The organism is Veillonella sp. oral taxon 780 str. F0422 (assembly GCF_000221605.1).
Taxonomy (GTDB): domain Bacteria; phylum Bacillota; class Negativicutes; order Veillonellales; family Veillonellaceae; genus F0422.
In genome coordinates this window covers 40,928-60,525 of sequence record NZ_AFUJ01000013.1, presented here as the reverse complement: position 1 = coordinate 60,525, position 19,598 = coordinate 40,928, and the positions used below count along the sequence as shown (strand labels likewise).

Here is a 19,598-nt window from a genome sequence, read left to right as displayed (position 1 = left end):
TCTTTGAAAGATAGGTATTTCATACTACTCATAGTCAATACTATTCTTCAAAGTTTGCAACTTTTCTTTATAATAAATACTGTAATTGTTTTCTCAGTGCTGTATCTTGCACATTTGTCATGACATATTTTACTCGTGGGGCTCCTGTACTATCTGACAAGAATGTAATTTGCAGATACATAGGATATTCCACTTGCTTAAACCATGTATTTACAATGATTTCACCTGCATATACATGTTTTCTTACTTCTCGAAATGGGACAATCACTTGGAATGATTCAGGGTGCTCTTTTACATATGAATCATAGTCCTGAATCATAGCGACTGTATATTTAAATCCTACAGGGGCTGATGTAGAATTCCAACCACCTTGCTTAGGACCAAATCCATATAGCAAGGTGCCTTCACCATAACGGGCATAGTAATAATTGTTATTTTGTTTATCCATCAGCATGTAGGACTCACTTGTATCAATACCAATTTGTCGTAGTCCCTCTTCCAATGACTGTGGCATACCACTAGAAATAATACTAGCACTACTCCCTGCTTGCACAAGCATAGTAGCCGGCCATCTATCTGATACCCTATTGGATGCTTCCACACCAATCTTGCTGCCAACTAGCATACATACAAGCGTACATAGCCATACAAAATATGTTATTTTTCTATTCATTATATCCGCCTAACCTTGTTTCTTTTGCATTTTCGCCCAGGTATCACGCATACCTACAGTTCGATTCATCACAATATGGTCTGGCGTGCTATCTTTATCCGTTACAAAATAACCGGTACGCAAGAAATGATAATGATCACCTACTTGTGTATTACGGAATGCTGCTTCACCTTTAGCAGATTTTACTTCTAAGGAGTTTGGATTCAACTGTTGTAAGAAATCCTTATCTGCCGATTCGTCATCTTCTGCAGATAATAAATAATCGTATAAGCGCACTTCCATATCTACCGCTGTAGAGGCTTCTACCCAATGTAAGATACCTTTTACTTTCTTTTGACAGCCTGTTCCAGATTTTGTAGTTGGATCATAGGTACAATGGATTTCAGTGATATTGCCATTGTCATCCTTTAATACAGATTGACATTCAATGATGTAGGCACCTTTTAAGCGTACTTCTTTGCCAGGTGCTAAACGGAAGAATTTTTTCACTGGCTCTTCCATAAAATCACCACGCTCAATGTACACTTCTCGACCAAATGTCACTTCACGTGTGCCCATTGCTTCATTTTCTGTATTGTTCTCGATCACTAATGTCTCCGTTTGCCCTTCTGGATAATTTGTGATGACAACTTTTACTGGGTCTAGTACTGCCATATACCGTGGCGCTTTTAATTTCAAATCTTCACGGATACAGAACTCTAATAGACCTACTTCTACCATGCTATCTGCTTTGGCTACACCAATACGTTCACAGAAATCCCGAATGGACTCTGGGGTATAACCACGACGACGTAAACCAGAAATCGTTGGCATACGAGGATCATCCCAACCACTTACAAGATTCAACTCAACTAATTGACGCAATTTACGTTTACTCATGACCATATTCGTCACATTTAAGCGAGCAAATTCAATCTGTTTTGGTTTTTCTGTATCTTCCCAATCTTCCAACACCCAATTATAAAGTGGTCGATGCACTTCAAATTCTAAGGTACATACAGAATGGGTAATACGTTCAATCGCATCAGATACTGGATGGGCATAGTCATACATAGGGTAAATATTCCATTCAGAACCTGTACGATGATGGTCAGCATGTAAAATACGATACAATACAGGATCTCGCATTACGATATTAGGGTCTGCCATATCAATTTTGGCACGTAGTACTTTTTCTCCATCTTTATATTTGCCCGCTTTCATTTCTTCAAAAAGACGTAAGTTTTCTTCTACGCTACGGTCACGATAAGGACTATTCGTGCCAGGAGTTGTAAAATCACCACGAGTAGCACGGATTTCTTCTGGTGTTTGATCATCTACATAGGCTTTACCTTTTTTGATCAATACTTGGGCATATTCATATAATTTACCAAAATAGTCAGATGCATAATGTACATCCCCATGCCATTCAAAGCCTAACCATTTTACATCTTCTTCAATGGATTCTACATATTCCACATCTTCTTTCACAGGATTTGTATCATCAAAACGCAAGTTTGTTAAGCCATGATACGATTTGCCAAGACCAAAGTTAAGACAAATAGATTTTGCATGTCCAATATGCAAATACCCATTTGGCTCAGGCGGGAATCGCGTATGAACACGTTTTCCATAGGTATTTTCTTCATTGTCTGTATTAATAATCGCTTCAATAAAATTAACAGTTTGAGGCGTTGTTTCTTCTGTACTCATCATCGTCTCTTTCGATTCCATGTGATTCTTCCTCTCTTAGATTGATTATACACAAGTGCACGTTCTGCACATTCTCTTTATTATACCACAGGAACAGCTATGTTTCACCGTTTTCTTATGAATGAAACCAGCAATTTTCATATCAGTTCTCTACCATTTATTTCTCGATGGATTGGTAATTAACGCTTTCATTGACACAGGTCAACAATGGTTTACCATGTACACCAGCAATCAGATTATTAGCTGTCAGCATAGCCATCTCTTTACGAGTGCGATCAGTGAAAGACCCAATATGAGGTACCACTAAGCATTTACCAGTTTTAAGTAATGGATGGTCTGCCCCAATTGGTTCTGGATCTACCACATCTAAAGCCGCGTAATCGATTTGACCCGTTTCTAACGCGTGCACTAATGCATCTGTATCCACAATTTTTCCACGTCCCACATTGACAAATAAAGCCGTCTCCTTCATCATTTCAAAAGCTTCTGCATCAATTAAATGATATGTTTCCTCTGTCAATGGAGCCATTACTAAAATAATATCACTAGTAGTGAGCAACTTGCCCAGTGATACATAGGTTGTCATAAGTAAACTATCGTCATTGCGACGATTACGGTTATGATACTGTACAGTCATCCCAAAAGCACGAGCTCTACGAGATACGGACACACCAATTTTACCCATACCTATAATGCCTAATGTCATACGGCTTAAATCTTTACCTTTAATATTTGAAGGGCGTTCAACCCATTTACCCTCCTTAACGAACTGAGCATTTTCATAAATTCTACGACTGGCAGCTGCCATCAATGTAAATGCTAACTCAGCTGTGGTTTCTGTTAATACATCAGGTGTATTGCCATAAGGTATATGACGTGCTGTTAACGCATCGATATCGATATTATCATAGCCCACAGAAGCCTGTGCAATTACCTTTAAATTTGGCGCATCTTTAACTAGTTCTTCATCCACAGCAAAATGATTAATACTCCATAATCCATCTGCATCACGAAGCCATTCTTTTAGCAGCTCTTTTGGCATTTTTTCTTTTTCTGTCCACTGACGCACTGTCACATGTTCACTTAAATAAGCGACTACATCTTTACGCACTAGACCCGGTACTACTACTATTGGTTTATTCATTTTTACCTCACTTTCATGTATCCTATGTATCTACCCTATAAGTATTATGTTATATTATCCACTCTTGACTATTGCTAGTCATCGTTATAAATACCTCTTTTGTAAATTATATCATATCTCCTTTGGACAATAAAAAGACAGTCCTATTTTCATAGAACTGTGCTTTTTATTTGTAGATACGGTAACTTGCACTCTCAAACGTACCCGAGAGCTTCTACGCTTTCTATACGATGATATGCTATTCCACAAACGTTCCTAGAATAACATGTTTATCCTACCAATTGGATTTTCCTTCATTGAACATTTCAAATGCATGTGCAATTTGGCGTCTCAATTTTAATCGTTGTGAATCACTTAATACATATTCTACACCATTATGTGCGATGCGCCCATTTTTTACAATGCTACTCAAATCGTAAAGAATTTCTCTAGCCATGCTTGCATTGCCTGCTAATTCATCAATTGTTACATCATAATAATTAGCCAATCGCTTTAAGGTTTCCAAATCAGGCTCTCGATATCCTGTTTCGTAATTTGACAGGGCAGCATTACTAATACCAATATCCCGAGCCACATCTAATTGACTCCGCCCAATCCGTTTACGGGCATGTCTTAAATTTTCACCTAATGCCATTGTATCACCCCTTATACTACGTGAATCTATAGTATAAATAACCTATCTCTATTATAGCATGAGATACAATAGATATGCTATAGAAAACCACTATCCCACATCTCACGAATTGTGTATCTCTCTATATTTTTCAGCATTTTTGAATTGTATTACACGAATTGAATTGTTTATCCCAACTGCGCATGCGTATTTTTGATTATATTTTAATCAAAATTGATAGATTTCATTCTATTTTAATCGTTTTCACTCATAAATTATTTATATTATTCATGTGCATGTTCTGGTGGCGGTAATTGTTCAACTCGGAATACCTCACCTATAGTTTGAATTTTTCCAGGAATGTATTCAACAATCTGTGTCATCAATACATATAACAATCGTGGATCAAAATTAGAATTTGCGCTTTGATTAATACAATCTAAATATACACTATCATCATCTTCTTCAATATAATATTTGAAGCTTTTATATGTACTGTTCTCACGATTGATAAAAGTCAGAATATCTTGACGATTTTCCTTAGTAACAACACCTGCCCCCATCAATAATCGAATTGTAGCATAAATTGTATCATCCAACAATAAAAATACTGGAATATCTCCTAATTCTGTTTGTACATAGGATCTAAATACAACCGTATGATCTTCATCGCCAACTTCACGCTTTTCAAAGCATGTCAATTGTTCATCAATGAGAAATTTTTCAAATAATCTCGCCTTTTCATTCATAGGTATCACCTCGTTAAAAAAAAGGGCATTGCTTGTCACAATGCCCATATAATTTTATTCTATCAGTCTTAATCCTTTTTAGATTTTGTAGTTTTCCGCGGTTTACTTTCTTTTTTAGTAGCCGTTTCTTCTACTGCAGTATTTTCTACTTTAACACTTTCTACTGCTGCAATAATACGAGTTAAGTCTTTTTGTGTATGTGGATACAAGACCTCAAAAATAGTATATGCTACTAACTCTGGCTCAAAATTATCTCCACTCATTAAGCTTACATCTAAAAGAATTGCTTCGTAGCCATCTTCTTCCATTAGATAGTGTTTGAAACATTTAAATTCACTATTCAATTGATTTAGCACTTCCACTGTAGCTTTTCGCTGTTCTGGAGTGAAACGACCACCTGCAATTTCTAAACGCACAAAACCAAATGGCGTATCATCCAATACTACAAACAATGGGAACACAATATCATTATACTCAATACTCGCATCGAATATCGCTGTATTATATTGGTCATTTTCAATCTCACGAAGAGTAAAAAGATTTGTTAATTCATTTTGTTCAATAAACTGTTGAAATAATTCTGCTTTTTTGTTCACTGTCTTAACTCCATTTCAAATACGTTTAAAATTAAAACTCATTACCATAATGATAACACACAATGAGTTATGATTTCAATGGATTAACAAGATTCATCTTCTTTATAAATACAACGATCATTTTCAAAGCGTGCAATTCGCACTAAAGAATGTACTTCATACCCTGCTTTTTCTAAACGCTCACGACCTGGTTGGAATGATTTTTCAATGACAATAGCAATTCCTTCTACCGTATCTCCTGCGCTTTCTACAAGCTTAGCTAATCCCATAGCTGCTTCACCGCTAGCTAAAAAATCGTCAATAATTAATACTTTCTCTCCTGCAGGTAAGAATTTTTTGGAGATTGTTACATCATAGTTCTCTTCTTTTGTATAAGAATATACCACAGAGTGATATACATCATCTGTCATCAAAATAGATTTTTTCTTGCGCGCAAATACTAAAGGAACATCTAATTCAATGGCAACTTGTAATGCGATTGCAATACCAGATGCTTCAATCGTAACAATACGTTCAATGCCTCGTCCTTCAAATTGTTTCGCAATTTCTTTACCGATTTGAACAAACAATTTAGGATCAATTTGATGATTTAAAAATCCATCTACTTTTAACACTCGATTGTTTAATACAATACCTTCTGCATCAATACGCTGTTTTAATAATTCCACGATGATCCTCCTTATTGTTTTCTGTCTTTCAATATATTAATAAATTGTGAAACACCTTCTGTTAATGCATCCATTCTTGAGCGTACTAATACAATACGACGCTCTGGAATATGTAAGTTCGTCTTTAATTCGATTAAAGAGCCTTTTTTATTTTTTCTCTAGCCACTAATTCTGGCACTAAAGAAATCCCTAAGTTAATTTCAACCAAATCCATAAGTACATCCAAGCTACCTAGCTCAAAAGCTGGGCTCGTGCATCTATTATAGGTAACCGTATCAAAAAAGTTCGACTGCTCGCCCCCATCGTAAGCAATAATAATGGCTCTGCCATAATTTCATCAATGGACCAAACCTTCGACTCATCTTTGTATATAGTGCCTCCTACAAATATATCTTGCATAGGCTCTAAATCTAGGATTTCTAAATGATTATTATCATAGAGTCCATCATAGGCATGAACCACAGCGATTTGAGCCTCTCCCGATTCAAGCATTCCTACGCATTCACGGGATGGTCGATTCGTAACACGTAAACTAATATCTAGCTGTTTTTCTTGCCAACTTTTGAAAGTAGGTAACAAAAAATACTTACTCAATGTATCTGTAGCTGCTAAGTGTAAACTCTTATAATCCCTAGATACACGTTCTTGTAGTTTTACAATCCCATTGTCTAAAATGGAAAATGCTTCTACAGCTGTTTCAAAGAGTTCACGACCTGCTTTTGTAAAAGCTACTGATTTTGTTGTCCTTTCAAATAGAGGAATTCCTAAATCTTTTTCTAATTGCTTAATACTCTGGCTAATGGCCGATTGTGAGACACCATTCGCTTTCGCCGCCTTGGAAAAAGATAAGTGCAATCCTACTCCCACAAAGGCACGCAGTAATTCTGCAGACACAGACATAAATAACCTCAAATTTTCTATGAAAGTAATTCACTTCCACTATTACTTTACTATTATATATACTTATAAGTTTACCTATATTCATTACTATTGTCAAACTGCAAAAATACAAATAGAATTTTATCTATCTATTTGTAATAAAACTATATAAAACAGTTGCGTTCTAGCTTATAAACTAGTAATATATATTTGATAAGAAAATCTGGGGCATAACAATCCCCCCGTATGTATGAAAGGAATTTAACTATGCATTGCGCACAAAAATTGACTGATCATATTTATTGGATTGGTAGCAACGATTGGAGTACAGAACGTTTTGAAAACTTGTTTCCAATTCCAAATGGGGTAAGCTACAATTCCTATTTTATTGACGACGAAAAAACTTGTATTGTTGACTCTGTAGATGATAGTATTCGTCAAGAATTCTTTGACAATGTAGAACATTTATTAAACGGTCGTGAGTTAGATTATTTAATCGTAAATCACATGGAACCTGATCATTGTGCTACATTAGTAGAATTGTTAGACCGTTACCCAAATGTGAAAATGGTCGGCAATAAAACTACATTCCGATTCTTTGAGCAGTTCTATGGTCGTCCAGCTCCTGACAACTACTACGAAGTAAAAGAAGGCGACACCATCGATCTTGGTCATCATAAGCTTCACAGCTACACTATGCCAATGGTTCACTGGCCAGAAGTAACCTGTACTTACGAATCAACAACAGGCACTTTATTCTCTGCTGATGCGTTTGGTACATTTGGCACCATCAACGGCAATATCTTCGCTGATCAATTAGATTTTGATCGTGTATACGAAGATGAAGCTCGTCGTTATTACACAAATATCGTAGGTAAATATGGTGCACAAGTACAAAATGCATTGAAAAAAGCATCTTCTTTGAATGTAAATATCATTGCACCTCTTCATGGACCAATTTGGAGAACTCCTGATAGCATTTCTTACATCATCAGTAAATACATGCATTGGAGCACTTACAATGCAGAGAAAAAAGGCGTTGTCATTGCTTTCGGTTCCATGTATGGCAACACTGCTGAAATGGCTCAGCAATTAGCGAAGTTGCTATCTTTACGCGGTGTAACAGATATCCGTATTTATGATGTATCTAAAACTAATCCATCTTACATCATTTCTGATGCATGGAAATATAGCCATTTAGTATGTATGGCACCAACTTACAACTTAGGCTTATACTTGACTATGGAAAACTTATTACATGAATTACATGCATTAAACTTCCATAACCATAAAGTTTCTATCGTAGGTAACCATTCCTGGGCATCCGGCGCGATGAAACGCATGGTTGATTACTTTACAAATGAATTTAAAAACATGGAAATCGTTGGTACTCCACTAGATATTAAAGGCGCATTACACGATGAACAATTACCATTGTTTGAAGAATTAGCAGATTCCATCGTTGCTTCCTTAGCAGAAACAGATATCAAAACTTTATAATCAATACAAGCGACTCTACACAGTAGAGTCGCTTTTAATCTATACATCTAAACAATTAATGATACTATTGATGAATCTAGCTTTAGTATAACCCAATATTTAGTATAGAGTGTAACTGTAAATTCCTTGTAACATATACAAAATGAGCTATCATGAAAGGACATTCCCAACTTGATAGCTCATTTTTATAGGTACTATATGTATTACTATATCTAATAGCAAATAAATCTATACAGAGGATGTATAAGTACAATCACATCATTATATCTGGGTATTACCTATCGATTCTACTAACATACTATCGACGATAACGGCCTAACATACGCGCCCCTTTTGGTGTTTCTAAAATCATAGACCACACCATTCCATACCTAGCTGCTAATCGTAAGCCTTCATTCTTAGACGTACCAGAATAAATAGGTCTGTCTTTTCTCACCTCTTTAACAGATATGTTTGCAGATTTCCTTCGTTTAGCCTCTATTCGTTCATGGACTGTAGCTCGCATTTCCTCTGCGTCATATCTCGGTGAGTCTTCTGGCTTTTCATATCTATCTACATTCACTGGATTACTTGTATTCACAGTCCCTTCGGAGGTGTTTCCCACCATTACATCAGGATCCATATTCACAGATTCCTTCGGGTCCCGTGAAAGTGTAATACCATAATACTCTTCCATTTCCTCCCAAGTCATATCCTTAGTCGGAACTGGTTTTTGTGAAGATTCCTCGTTAGGTGTTCCTTTTTTAAATATAAAGGATCCTAAAATAATCAGAATGAGTATCCCTATTTCCATAATCGGATACCTCCTCTACCTTATTCATGTGTACCTTTACCATCGATGGTAGATGCATAATCACCTTCAGAAATACTTTCACGCATTTTAGTGTCCGCCATAATATTATTCATCGAATAGTAATCCATAACACCCAAATTACCCTCACGTAACGCTTGGGATAGCGCTTTTGGTACTTCCGCTTGAGCTTCTACTACCTTTGCTTGCATTTCTTGGGTATGGGCACGCATTTCTTGTTCTTGCGCCACCGCCATAGCACGACGTTTTTCTGCTTGCGCTTGGGCGATTTTTTTATCCGCTTCCGCTTGATCTGTCATCAACTGGGCGCCAATATTACGTCCTACATCCACGTCGGCAATATCGATGGATAAGATTTCAAAAGCTGTCCCTGCATCTAAGCCTTTATTCAATACAGTACGAGAAATATGGTCTGGATTTTCCAACACGTCTGTATGCTCTTCAGAAGAACCTACGGTAGTAACAATACCTTCCCCAACACGGGCAATAATCGTTGCTTCTCCAGCGCCACCAACTAAACGATCAATATTAGCACGCACTGTCACACGAGCACGAACTTTTAGTTCAATACCATTTTTAGCTACTGCAGAAATAATCGGTGTTTCAATCACCTTTGGATTGACCGACATTTGTACCGCTTCTAATACATCACGACCTGCTAAATCAATGGCTGCAGATCGTTCAAATGTTAACTCCATAGTAGCACGTTCTGCTGCAATCAATGCATCAACCACACGGTCTACATCACCACCCGCTAAATAATGGGCCTCTAATTGATCTACCGTCACATCTAAGCCAGCTTTATTGGCTTTCACCAAAGGAAGTACGATTTGCGATGGAGATACTCGACGAAGACGCATACCAATCAAAGTCATAATGCTGACGTTCACGCCTGCTGCTAAGGCAGATACCCATAGCCCTAATGGGACGAAATGTAAAAATAAAGAAATGCCGATAATTAGAATAATCGGAAAAATGATAAATCCCACCGTTCCAATAATTGTTTCCATATGTCCTCCTATCTATTTGTAGTTCTCACCACGATACGACCACCAGTAACAGAAATAATTTCCACTTCTGTGCCTGGTTCATAAAATTCACCATCAGTAACTGCATCGAGAAAATTTCCTTCCACCACAATGGTCCCTGCTGGTCGCAACACCGTTTTTGTATATCCAATCTTGCCTAACCAACAATTTGGATCTGGATGTGTAGCATATCCTTTTTCCTTTGTAGATGTTAGGTGCAATGTCAATCGTTCTCCTAAAACTGTCTTAGGAAATACAGAGATAATCCACCACAACAATAGTACGCCCACTACTGAAAGCGAGGTGACAGTAACTATTGCCATAGGTCCTCCTCCCATCCAATCATAGATACCCCATAGGAATAGCAACAAGCCTGTTAGACCAAAGATGCCAAATCCTGGTATCATCATTTCGATGAGGAGCAAAATAATACCACTTACTATAAGTCCTATCATAGCGTCTCCTTTCTCTTTACTATCTCTTTATCTGTATTATATCACAATCTCTTTATATTAAAGATGAAAAAGCTAGATTTTGTTATCTCTATTCTCCTCTTTAACCTATATATAATAAAATAAGAGGCCTTCTAAAGAAAGCCTCTTAATTGTTTAGTGATTAAACGTCTTCGCGGTATGGAGCTTGACCGATTTCGTAGAAATCGTTTCCTTCACTATCGATAACAACGATTGCAGGGAAATCTTCTACTGTTAATTCTGCCAAAGCTTCTGGACCTAAGTCAGCATAAGCGATAACATCATATTTTTTAATGGATTTAGCAATTAAAGCTGCTGCACCACCAACGGCTGCAAAGTAAGTTACGCCGTTTTTCTTCATAGATTCGATAACTTCTGGTTTACGGGAACCTTTACCGATCATGCCTTTGATACCTTGATCAAGCATTGTTGGTGTGTAAGCATCCATACGACCAGATGTTGTAGGACCAGCGGAACCGATTGGATCTCCTGGTTTAGCTGGACTTGGTCCTAAATAGTAAACGATTTTGTCATGCCAATCGATTGGTAATTCTTCGCCACGTGCTAATGCTTCAGTCATTACTTTATGAGCAGCGTCACGAGCACTGTAGATTTTACCAGAAATAAGAACCATATCACCAGCTTTTAATTTACGGGATTGTTCTTCTGTTAAAGGTGTTTGAATACGAATTTGTTCTGCCATGGTTATTCCCCCTCTTAAACTTCACCGTGAGCATGACGGCTAGCGTGGCAGCAGATAGTTACTGCTACAGGAAGACCAGCGATATGTGTTGCTGCCCACTCGATATTAACGGAAACTGCTGTTGTAGAACCACCTAATTGAGGTCCGATACCAGTTTTGTTAACCATTGCATTGATTTCTTCTTCCAATTTTGCATATTCAGGATGTGCATTACGTTCTTCTACAGAGCGAAGAAGAGCTTTTTTGGAAAGGAATGCTGCGTAGTCCATAGTACCACCGATACCAATACCTAGTACCATTGGAGGGCATGGGTTAGGGCCAGCTTTTTTAACGATTTCAAGAACTGCTTTTTTAACGCCTTCAACGCCATCAGCAGGAACCAACATTTTTACGCCAGATTTGTTTTCAGAACCAAAGCCTTTTAACTCTACATTAATGTCAACTTTGTCGCCTGGAACAATTTTAGTGTAAATAACTGCTGGAGTGTTATTCTTAGTGTTTACACGGTTGAACAAAGGTTCAGCTACTACGGATTTACGAAGATATCCGTCCACATAACCTTTTGCTACACCAGCTTGAATAGCTTCTTCAAGATCTCCACCTTCGAAGTGTACATCTTGACCAACTTCTAAGAATACGATTGTAAGACCAGTATCTTGGCAAATTGGACGATCTTCAGCATCAGCGATTTCCGCATTTTTAATGATTTGATCCAATACACCTTTACCTACTGGAGACTTCTCACTCTCATAGCCTTTTTTCAATGCATTATACATATCTTTTGGAAGATGATATGCTGCATTCATACATAATTCTGCTACCTTTTCTGTTACTTTCTCAACGTGAATGTTACGCAAAGTAATCCCTCCTCAACTTAAAACAGAGACCTTTCTCTTGTGTATTATTGTATCACCATTACCTTATCTTTTTCAATTCTTTAAGAATAGGTACTATAACTGTTTATTATGATAGAATTTATTATCATTTAATGGTAAATGCATATAGTTCTCTATTTCTAAGGTATTCTTAAATCCCATGGTTCATTCCTTATATGGACAAATATCCACCCTTTATAAACCATTTAAAATACACATATATTTAATCTTCTCAATACATTATTTCCTACTAAAAACTACTATGTTTACACACAAAATATACCTCTATAAAGTGAAAAACTCTCTCATTAAATCATAATAAGAGAGTTTTATTTATGCTATTTTATATATTTTCTTATGGAAATAGTGCTACCTATGATTTATTGATATAGCAAATATAGGTTATTTCCAGCCATATATGTAACATTTATTATAGACAATCATACCCACTATAGGTCAGCTGCTTCTATCCACTCTTGTAAATCGGCTTCTCCTCCAATGATATCTTCATCATAAGCGCCTGCTAACTCTGGGTAACGACATACTTCAATCGTATAGAGTATCGCTTCATCTCGACCATTACGGAAGGTGCCAATCCATACACCACGAATCGTAGACTCATACCATTCTACTGGTTGATCTGTATCTTTCAGGTGTATCGTTACATCGCCACGCCCCAATGTTTCCAACACTTCTACTTGTTCCTCCATGGTAAGCCCCGTGTTTTCCACATAAATCGTATAGGTTTCACCTGTTTTACGCAAGTGCTGCATAGCATTTTTTAATTCTTGAAATACCGCTTTTACACGACCAAATTCATTTTGCATAGAAACTCCTTATTCAATCATTACAGCTTCATAGTGTGTAGCCGCCTACTCTTCTTGTTCGCTCACGGGGCTAGCTATTATATGCCAATTAGATAAAACCGCCAGTACCCGTTCTTTAACCTCTGCTACCACAGCTTGTGTGGAATCACTCAAGGTGAGGCCTAATTCTAAACTTTCAGGTTCTACACCGATCACAACGGCATCTTCTAAAGGATCTTCTTGTAATGCTCGAATACGTAAAATATCTTGCATCCCTACCTCATGCACAGAAATAGCCTCTGTAAAATAACTATTCATTTCCTCATGAGGAAACTCGTATACTGTGCCTGGTGTATCACCACCATTGATAGCATCTACTAATAGCAACTTTTTCATACCTCGCATATAGGTAAGCAGTTCCATGCCCATGGTTCCACCATCCAAAATGGTAATAGGAGGATTAAATACATAATCCTCCCGTAATTGGTTCACCACATGGACACCGAATCCCTCATCAGTAAGCAAAATATTGCCTACCCCTAATAATACGATGGGATTACTTTTTATTTGGTCCATATAAGTCCTCTATATCTTCTGGATCTGTAGGATAAAATTTCATACCTGAAACCATACTAGATACTTCTCCAGATTCTTCCATAACATCTTCACGGAATGCCAAATATACGTGAATAATTGTAAATAACAAGAATCCCCAAGCAATATAATGATGAATCATATGCACTTGATATTCCGTAAATAATAAGTTCACTGGATTAAAAATTTGTGCCACCCATGTATCAGGATAAACTTGGGCATACATAGCAAGTCCTGTAGAAATTTCTAAGAACATCATTACATAGACGCCCACATAACTAGTACGCGCTAAAGAATTACGCAAGAAACGATGCTCCCGTTGTTGTGGCAACATCATGTAATGCTTCATAGTATCCCAAATACCAACCCAATAACTTTTTTATGAAATCTTGGGAATAAGCGATCCCCTCGATAGCGAATGCCTCCGTAAATACGGAATACAAAAGATGCAATTAAGATAAAGGCTGCAATGAAGTGAATCTTACGAATCATTTCCATAGAGAACCAACCGCCTACAGCAATAGTCGGTTCCACACTACCTGGTGTAGCTTGGAATCCTGGATTCCCGATATACAAGCCAGTCCAGAATAGAGCCGTTACACAGAGCACCATAGTCCAATGGAAAATACGAAGCCATAAACTAAATACGCGATAGGGCTTTTTATTTAACGGTAACATAGATAGCCTCCTCCTATTTACATAGGGCATCTGTATTGACAGACACTATTTTTTCACCCTTTTTATTGTACAAGTGCGTCGCACATGCTAAGCAAGGGTCAAAGGAATGAATCCCTTTTAAAATTTCCAATGGTTTATCTGCAATTTTAACTTTTGTATCCATCATATTTGCTTCATATGCACCATGTTCGCCAGCAATCGTTTTAGGGCATGCATTCCAAGTCGTTGGTACGATACATTGATAATTGTCTACACGACCATCTTTGATGACACACCAATGACCTAAGCCACCACGAGGTGCATCTAATACACCTACACCTTTTGCCTCTTTTGGCCAAGTATTAGGATCGAATTTACGCGTGTCCGCCACTACAGTATCACCGGTTTTGATATTTTCAATCAAGCGATTGTAGAAATGTTGGCTCAAGTTAGCTGCCACTTGTGCATCTAAACCACGAGCTGCTGTACGGCCCACTGTGGAACACATCCACACATGTGCTGGTACACCTAGCACTTTAGATACGGCATCAATTTGGTCCACCATCATTTTCTCAGCCCAAGTTGGGTCTTTGATGATGCCTTGTTTTACTTTTACATAGACAACGATATATTTTGCCAATGGGCCCACTTCGCAGGCTTTTCCTTTGAATGTAGGAGATTTAATCCAAGAATATTTTTTCTCTTCATCCAAGAATTCCCATTTTTTATTTGTTCCCGTTTTAGGACCTGTGAAAGCAGGTTTTGTCACACCTTCTGTTGGATGCAAAGACGTTTCCCCATTTGGATATTCAAACCAAGAATGATTGATTTCTTCTGACAAGAAGTCAGGATTCATCAAATCTTCCCCTTCTAGTGCTGTAAATGTTGCTTTTTCCCAGCCAAGCTCAAAGTTCTCTACTACACCGTTTGCACGAACCAGAGCTTTTTTGAAATAATCGCCGTTGCTGATACCAGTGAACGTATCATCTGGATAGCCACCATAAGCTAACACGCGTTTTTTCGCCAATCCGCCGCCGTCTACCATACCAGCTTTTACATATAAATGACCAATCGCTAATAAGTCAGGCAAGTAGAAATAATTCACCAAATCTTTTGCCAAGGAAATAGATTCATCCACACTTGCCAAACGAGCCGCATTGACAGGTGCATTCATATCATCCATGGAAATAGAGCAAGGCATACCACCTACAATGTAATGAGGATGTGGGTTTTTGCCACCGAAAATAACATGTGGTGTCACAATATCACGTTGACGATCCAAGATTGTCAAATAGTGGGAAATGGCCATCAAATGCACTTCTGGAGGCAATAATTGATAGTCTGGGTGATCCCACCATTGGGCGGAGAAAATACCTAATTGACCACTTTCTACAATTTTTTTCACTTTTGTTTGGATCGCTGCATAATACGTAGCATTTCCTTTAGGGAACTCCTTAGGGTATGCAGATGTGCCAGATTCCAAATCTTTTGGTTGTAATCCACTCACATTGTATGTGTCTAAGACTTGTTGTTGCAATTCTGCAGTTTTCTTAGGATCTGCTTTCAATGCCTCTACTGGACTTACCCAGTCAAGAGCATGTAAATGATAAAAATGCACAATATGATCATGTACATCTAAACAACTATGCATCATATTACGAATATAATTGGCATTTTTAGGAATTTGAATCCCCAATGCATCTTCTACAGCACGAAGAGCTGCTAAGGCATGCGTAGAGGTACATACTCCACATATGCGTTGCACAAAAGCCCATACATCTCGAGGGTCACGATTTTTAGCTACTAATTCAATTCCACGCCAAGCTGTACCACTGGATAGGGCATCTTGTACTTGACCTGTTGCTTCATCAACACTAACTTCTACACGTAAGTGACCTTCAATACGGGTCACTGGATCGACTACAACTCGTTTCATTATTGGTCACTACCTTTCTGTTCCACTTCTTTTTGTTTTGCTTCTTGTTCTGCTAAATATTTCTTCTCTTCTTGAATAGAATCATATTTATGTTTTGCCAAGGTAATACCACCATGAGCCACTACAGCACCAAAAGCACCAAATCCTGCCACTGTTCCTAATGTATCGACATCGGTGATGGTGTTTGGGGTATGAATATGAGGCAATCGTTGGTAAAAGTTATCATTGTCCCAGAATCCCTTTTCAGAGCAACCAATACAACCATGTCCAGATTGAATTGGATAGGACAACCCATTCCACCAACGCAAATTACCACAAGAGTTATATGTTTCTGGTCCACGGCAACCTACTTTATATAGACACCAACCAGCTTTCGATGCATCATCATCAAAATGTTCCACAAACAATCCAGAATCAAAGAAAGGACGACGATAGCATGTATCATGGATACGATTGCCATAGAATTGTTTTGGTCTTCCTTCTACATCAAGAGGTGGAATTTCGCCAAATAAAGCATAATGCATGATCACACCAGTCATGACCTCTGGAATTGGAGGGCATCCAGGTACTTTAATGATTTTTTTACCTTTTACAATAGAAGAAACAGATACTGTATTTGTTGGGTTCGGTTTTGCCGCTTGAATACCTCCCCAAGCTGCACAAGATCCATATTCGATGATGAAAGCAGCCCCTTCAGCGCATTCTTTCAATACATCTACAAATGGACGTCCACCAACTTGGCAGTAGGATCCATTTTCATCCAATGGAACGCCACCTTCAACAGCCAATACATACTTACCTTTTTTACTTTCTAACAAGTGATGTAAATGATGTTCAAATGGTTCCCCTGCTGCGGCAGCCAAGGTATCATCATACTCTAAGGCAATCATATTTAAAATCACATCAGATGCGAAAGGCGATGTAGATCGAATGAAAGATTCGTCACATCCTGTACATTCATGACCATGCAACCAAATCACCGTAGGTAATTCTTTTGTTTCTGCCGCTGCCACGACTTTATTTGTCAATGCTGGCGGCAACCCTAAAATAGCAGTTAAAGCTACACAGGATTTCATAAAAGTACGTCGGCTTAATTTACGTTCTTGGAATAAATTCCAAAGACTATTCAATGATTCCTTCACAAAAAAGCCCCTTTCTTGCAATAACTTTATAGCATCTCTACAAATTAATATACTATCCATAGTATATCATGAAAGATATTCCTTCTATAGAACATTAATCACTAATTTGTAAAAATATTTTTATATCCTCTATTTATAGTTTCAATAATTTACGTACAGAAGCTGCCTTCTTATAGCCTCCTACGCGATCTTTCTCTTTTCCTTTTTTATAGCAGATAATTGTTGGTACACCTTGCACATCTTCTTTTAAAGCAATCTCTTTAGCTACATCAATATCAATAGCAATCATACGTGCTACACCTTGCAATTCATCATGTAACACATCCAGTTCTTCTTTCATAGATTGACAAGGAGAACACCATTCTGCTGTAAAGCAAGCTAAGACGATTTCATCCTCACCTTTTACAACAGCTTTAAAATCTTCATAGTTGTTAATCGATTCTAGTTTCATCACAATACCTCCTACAATAACAAAACCGCTCCGAAGAGCGGTTTTGAGCAAGCAATCAATAAGCCGAGTTCTGTCCTGCTTTCGCAGTGGCGATTATCTTTCTAGGCGCATAGTTGCCTATACGCTCAAGCGGCACAACCCGAAAGGTAGGCGGGCAACCCTTAACCCTTTCCTATTCGGCCTTGCTCCGGATGGGGTTTACCGAGCATACATGTTACCATGTACCTGGTGCGCTCTTACCGCGACCGTTCCACCCTTACCACCCGAAGGTGGCGGTTTACTTTTCTGTGGCACTATTCCCTATGGTCACCCACGCCGGCCGTTAGCCGGCATCCTGCCCTATGGAGCTCGGACTTTCCTCAAGTCAAGTAGACTTGCAATCGCCTTTCATACTTACTGTTTAAGTCTAGCATAGACCACCGAGAGGGTCAATACCTCTCTTATACATTATAAACCGAAAGTGCTTAGACTTCAAAGAAAAAATCTCTTTGCACTTTACTTTCTATGACCTCTACTTCTTGAGTTGTGAAAATTCTTTCTATCATTCGTTTCAATACTGTTTGGCTCATGTATTCTGTACCATAATGGCCCGCATCAACAACTGTGATTCCTAATTCTTTTGCTAGTTGCATATCATGGTATTTGACATCCCCAGTAATATACACATCTGCTTTTTGCTTAGCTGCTATCTTAATGAACTCCGCTCCACTACCCGTGCATAGACCTACACGTTGAATGGATGATTTCTTAGCTCCACCCCAACGCAATGTACTATGAGGGAATGCAGATTGTAATACTTCTTTGAACTCCTCTATCGATAGTGGTTGCGGTAAATTGCCAATGCGACCAATACAGTGTGCATCATAAGCATTCTCTAAGGCTACTATATCGTAGGCAATTTCTTCATAAGGGTGAGCTTCTTTCATAGCCGCTAACACCTGACCTAATAGCTTTTTAGGCACTACCGTTTCCACACGTTCTTCTGGCACAGTTTCAATCGCCCCTACCTGACCAATGAAAGGGTTCGTCCCTTCTAAGGGCAAGAATCTCCCTTCTCCAGCAACAGAAAAACTGCAATGACTGTACGCACCGATATGACCTGCCCCCGCGTTGCCCATGGCTTGGCGAAGTTGTTCACTATGCGTAATAGGTACATAAACAGCCACTTTATAAGCTACGTCACGTCCCGTTTCTTCTAACCCTTGTATATCTTGTAACCCTAGTCGTATAGCCACTTCGTCATTAAGACCACCAGCTGTAACATCTAAATTCGTATGCGTACTATACACATTAATCCTATGGCATAATAGATCTTTAATCATCTTTCCTTGCATCGTATCCGTGTTGATAGATTTTATACCTTTGAAAATCATCGGATGATGTGTCACAATTGCATCTACCTGTTGCTCTATCGCTTCTGCTACTACTTCTGGCGTCACATCTAATGCCGTTAACACACGTTGCACTGTTGAACTCATAGATCCCACTTGTAATCCGCAATTATCCCAAGACTCTTGCAACTGCAATGGCGCTTGACTTTCAATAGCTTGAGCAATATCTTTCATAGTTACCATATATACCTCCTATCCACCATCTCAAGGTATGATG

20 protein-coding genes, 1 other RNA gene and 1 pseudogene are annotated in these 19,598 nt (G+C 38.2%); 1 reads left to right on the top strand and 21 read right to left on the bottom strand.

Going from position 1 to position 19,598, the window contains the following annotated elements:
• Positions 1-67: 67 nt before the first annotated feature.
• From HMPREF9200_RS01880 to HMPREF9200_RS01845, 8 genes are all read right to left on the bottom strand, one after another.
• Positions 68-673, bottom strand: coding sequence for a hypothetical protein (locus HMPREF9200_RS01880; protein ID WP_009353066.1), 606 nt, complete (start codon positions 671-673; stop codon positions 68-70).
• A 9-nt stretch (positions 674-682) separates the two neighbouring features.
• Positions 683-2,386 carry a glutamine--tRNA ligase/YqeY domain fusion protein gene (locus HMPREF9200_RS01875; protein WP_009353106.1) on the bottom strand — a complete coding sequence of 568 codons (1,704 nt, stop codon included), beginning with the start codon at positions 2,384-2,386 and terminating at the stop codon, positions 683-685.
• A 136-nt stretch (positions 2,387-2,522) separates the two neighbouring features.
• Positions 2,523-3,509: a D-glycerate dehydrogenase gene (locus HMPREF9200_RS01870; RefSeq protein ID WP_009353086.1), complete on the bottom strand. Its 987-nt coding sequence runs from the start codon at positions 3,507-3,509 to the stop codon at positions 2,523-2,525.
• 274 nt (positions 3,510-3,783) lie between these two features.
• On the bottom strand, positions 3,784-4,143 hold the full coding sequence (locus HMPREF9200_RS01865) for a helix-turn-helix domain-containing protein (RefSeq protein ID WP_009353094.1): 360 nt from the start codon (positions 4,141-4,143) through the stop codon (positions 3,784-3,786).
• A 263-nt stretch (positions 4,144-4,406) separates the two neighbouring features.
• Positions 4,407-4,871, bottom strand: coding sequence for a hypothetical protein (locus HMPREF9200_RS01860; RefSeq protein ID WP_009353098.1), 465 nt, complete (start codon positions 4,869-4,871; stop codon positions 4,407-4,409).
• 68 nt (positions 4,872-4,939) lie between these two features.
• The gene (locus HMPREF9200_RS01855) at positions 4,940-5,467 is read right to left on the bottom strand and encodes a hypothetical protein (protein WP_009353096.1); all 528 of its coding nucleotides are present in this window, start codon (positions 5,465-5,467) and stop codon (positions 4,940-4,942) included.
• Positions 5,468-5,550: 83 nt separating this feature from the next.
• Entirely contained in the window at positions 5,551-6,135 is a 585-nt protein-coding gene (locus HMPREF9200_RS01850; protein ID WP_009353068.1) for a xanthine phosphoribosyltransferase, read from the bottom strand.
• Between the two features lie 231 nt (positions 6,136-6,366).
• Entirely contained in the window at positions 6,367-7,035 is a 669-nt protein-coding gene (locus HMPREF9200_RS01845) for a LysR family transcriptional regulator (protein ID WP_009353058.1), read from the bottom strand.
• 246 nt (positions 7,036-7,281) lie between these two features.
• On the opposite strand from HMPREF9200_RS01845, the gene HMPREF9200_RS01840 reads away from it, so the two are divergent.
• On the top strand, positions 7,282-8,514 hold the full coding sequence (locus HMPREF9200_RS01840; RefSeq protein ID WP_009353055.1) for an FprA family A-type flavoprotein: 1,233 nt from the start codon (positions 7,282-7,284) through the stop codon (positions 8,512-8,514).
• A 298-nt stretch (positions 8,515-8,812) separates the two neighbouring features.
• Here HMPREF9200_RS01840 and HMPREF9200_RS01835 read toward each other — a convergent pair whose 3' ends face one another.
• From HMPREF9200_RS01835 to HMPREF9200_RS01780, 13 genes and pseudogenes are all read right to left on the bottom strand, one after another.
• The gene (locus tag HMPREF9200_RS01835) at positions 8,813-9,307 is read right to left on the bottom strand and encodes a hypothetical protein (protein ID WP_009353056.1); all 495 of its coding nucleotides are present in this window, start codon (positions 9,305-9,307) and stop codon (positions 8,813-8,815) included.
• A gap of 20 nt (positions 9,308-9,327) precedes the next feature.
• The gene (gene floA, locus HMPREF9200_RS01830) at positions 9,328-10,335 is read right to left on the bottom strand and encodes a flotillin-like protein FloA (RefSeq protein ID WP_009353112.1); all 1,008 of its coding nucleotides are present in this window, start codon (positions 10,333-10,335) and stop codon (positions 9,328-9,330) included.
• 8 nt (positions 10,336-10,343) lie between these two features.
• Complete coding sequence (locus tag HMPREF9200_RS01825) at positions 10,344-10,808, bottom strand: NfeD family protein (protein WP_009353108.1); 465 nt, start codon at positions 10,806-10,808, stop codon at positions 10,344-10,346.
• Positions 10,809-10,968: 160 nt separating this feature from the next.
• Positions 10,969-11,529 (bottom strand): Fe-S-containing hydro-lyase, encoded by a 561-nt coding sequence (locus HMPREF9200_RS01820; protein ID WP_009353067.1) that lies wholly within the window; start codon positions 11,527-11,529, stop codon positions 10,969-10,971.
• Positions 11,530-11,543: 14 nt separating this feature from the next.
• Positions 11,544-12,386, bottom strand: coding sequence for a fumarate hydratase (locus tag HMPREF9200_RS01815; protein WP_009353063.1), 843 nt, complete (start codon positions 12,384-12,386; stop codon positions 11,544-11,546).
• Between the two features lie 467 nt (positions 12,387-12,853).
• Positions 12,854-13,231, bottom strand: a complete 378-nt coding sequence (locus HMPREF9200_RS01810) for a hydrogenase expression/formation C-terminal domain-containing protein (protein ID WP_009353057.1) — start codon at positions 13,229-13,231, stop codon at positions 12,854-12,856.
• Positions 13,232-13,276: 45 nt separating this feature from the next.
• Positions 13,277-13,786: a HyaD/HybD family hydrogenase maturation endopeptidase gene (locus HMPREF9200_RS01805; RefSeq protein WP_009353087.1), complete on the bottom strand. Its 510-nt coding sequence runs from the start codon at positions 13,784-13,786 to the stop codon at positions 13,277-13,279.
• Positions 13,767-14,482, bottom strand: a pseudogene (gene cybH, locus HMPREF9200_RS01800) (Ni/Fe-hydrogenase, b-type cytochrome subunit). Before cybH ends, HMPREF9200_RS01805 begins: the two are co-directional and overlap by 20 nt.
• A gap of 13 nt (positions 14,483-14,495) precedes the next feature.
• On the bottom strand, positions 14,496-16,397 hold the full coding sequence (locus HMPREF9200_RS01795; RefSeq protein ID WP_009353105.1) for a nickel-dependent hydrogenase large subunit: 1,902 nt from the start codon (positions 16,395-16,397) through the stop codon (positions 14,496-14,498).
• On the bottom strand, positions 16,397-17,539 hold the full coding sequence (locus HMPREF9200_RS01790; protein WP_009353079.1) for a hydrogenase small subunit: 1,143 nt from the start codon (positions 17,537-17,539) through the stop codon (positions 16,397-16,399). Before HMPREF9200_RS01790 ends, HMPREF9200_RS01795 begins: the two co-directional genes overlap by 1 nt.
• Positions 17,540-17,672: 133 nt before the next feature.
• On the bottom strand, positions 17,673-17,990 hold the full coding sequence (locus tag HMPREF9200_RS01785; RefSeq protein ID WP_009353085.1) for a co-chaperone YbbN: 318 nt from the start codon (positions 17,988-17,990) through the stop codon (positions 17,673-17,675).
• Between the two features lie 43 nt (positions 17,991-18,033).
• Positions 18,034-18,387, bottom strand: an RNA gene (gene rnpB, locus HMPREF9200_RS07980) — RNase P RNA component class A.
• A gap of 67 nt (positions 18,388-18,454) precedes the next feature.
• Positions 18,455-19,564 carry a Nif3-like dinuclear metal center hexameric protein gene (locus HMPREF9200_RS01780; RefSeq protein ID WP_009353102.1) on the bottom strand — a complete coding sequence of 370 codons (1,110 nt, stop codon included), beginning with the start codon at positions 19,562-19,564 and terminating at the stop codon, positions 18,455-18,457.
• Between the last annotated feature and the right edge of the window lie 34 nt (positions 19,565-19,598).

Excerpts from the sequence above, each read along its gene's own strand:
- HMPREF9200_RS01880 (WP_009353066.1), bottom strand. The coding sequence starts at position 673 with ATGAATAGAAAAATAACATATTTTGTATGGCTATGTACGCTTGTATGT.
- HMPREF9200_RS01875 (WP_009353106.1), bottom strand. The coding sequence starts at position 2,386 with ATGGAATCGAAAGAGACGATGATGAGTACAGAAGAAACAACGCCTCAA.
- HMPREF9200_RS01870 (WP_009353086.1), bottom strand. The coding sequence starts at position 3,509 with ATGAATAAACCAATAGTAGTAGTACCGGGTCTAGTGCGTAAAGATGTA.
- HMPREF9200_RS01865 (WP_009353094.1), bottom strand. The coding sequence starts at position 4,143 with ATGGCATTAGGTGAAAATTTAAGACATGCCCGTAAACGGATTGGGCGG.
- HMPREF9200_RS01860 (WP_009353098.1), bottom strand. The coding sequence starts at position 4,871 with ATGAATGAAAAGGCGAGATTATTTGAAAAATTTCTCATTGATGAACAA.
- HMPREF9200_RS01845 (WP_009353058.1), bottom strand. The coding sequence starts at position 7,035 with ATGTCTGTGTCTGCAGAATTACTGCGTGCCTTTGTGGGAGTAGGATTG.
- HMPREF9200_RS01840 (WP_009353055.1), top strand. The coding sequence starts at position 7,282 with ATGCATTGCGCACAAAAATTGACTGATCATATTTATTGGATTGGTAGC.
- HMPREF9200_RS01835 (WP_009353056.1), bottom strand. The coding sequence starts at position 9,307 with ATGGAAATAGGGATACTCATTCTGATTATTTTAGGATCCTTTATATTT.
- floA (WP_009353112.1), bottom strand. The coding sequence starts at position 10,335 with ATGGAAACAATTATTGGAACGGTGGGATTTATCATTTTTCCGATTATT.
- HMPREF9200_RS01825 (WP_009353108.1), bottom strand. The coding sequence starts at position 10,808 with ATGATAGGACTTATAGTAAGTGGTATTATTTTGCTCCTCATCGAAATG.
- HMPREF9200_RS01820 (WP_009353067.1), bottom strand. The coding sequence starts at position 11,529 with ATGGCAGAACAAATTCGTATTCAAACACCTTTAACAGAAGAACAATCC.
- HMPREF9200_RS01810 (WP_009353057.1), bottom strand. The coding sequence starts at position 13,231 with ATGCAAAATGAATTTGGTCGTGTAAAAGCGGTATTTCAAGAATTAAAA.
- HMPREF9200_RS01805 (WP_009353087.1), bottom strand. The coding sequence starts at position 13,786 with ATGGACCAAATAAAAAGTAATCCCATCGTATTATTAGGGGTAGGCAAT.
- HMPREF9200_RS01795 (WP_009353105.1), bottom strand. The coding sequence starts at position 16,397 with ATGAAACGAGTTGTAGTCGATCCAGTGACCCGTATTGAAGGTCACTTA.
- HMPREF9200_RS01785 (WP_009353085.1), bottom strand. The coding sequence starts at position 17,990 with ATGAAACTAGAATCGATTAACAACTATGAAGATTTTAAAGCTGTTGTA.
- HMPREF9200_RS01780 (WP_009353102.1), bottom strand. The coding sequence starts at position 19,564 with ATGGTAACTATGAAAGATATTGCTCAAGCTATTGAAAGTCAAGCGCCA.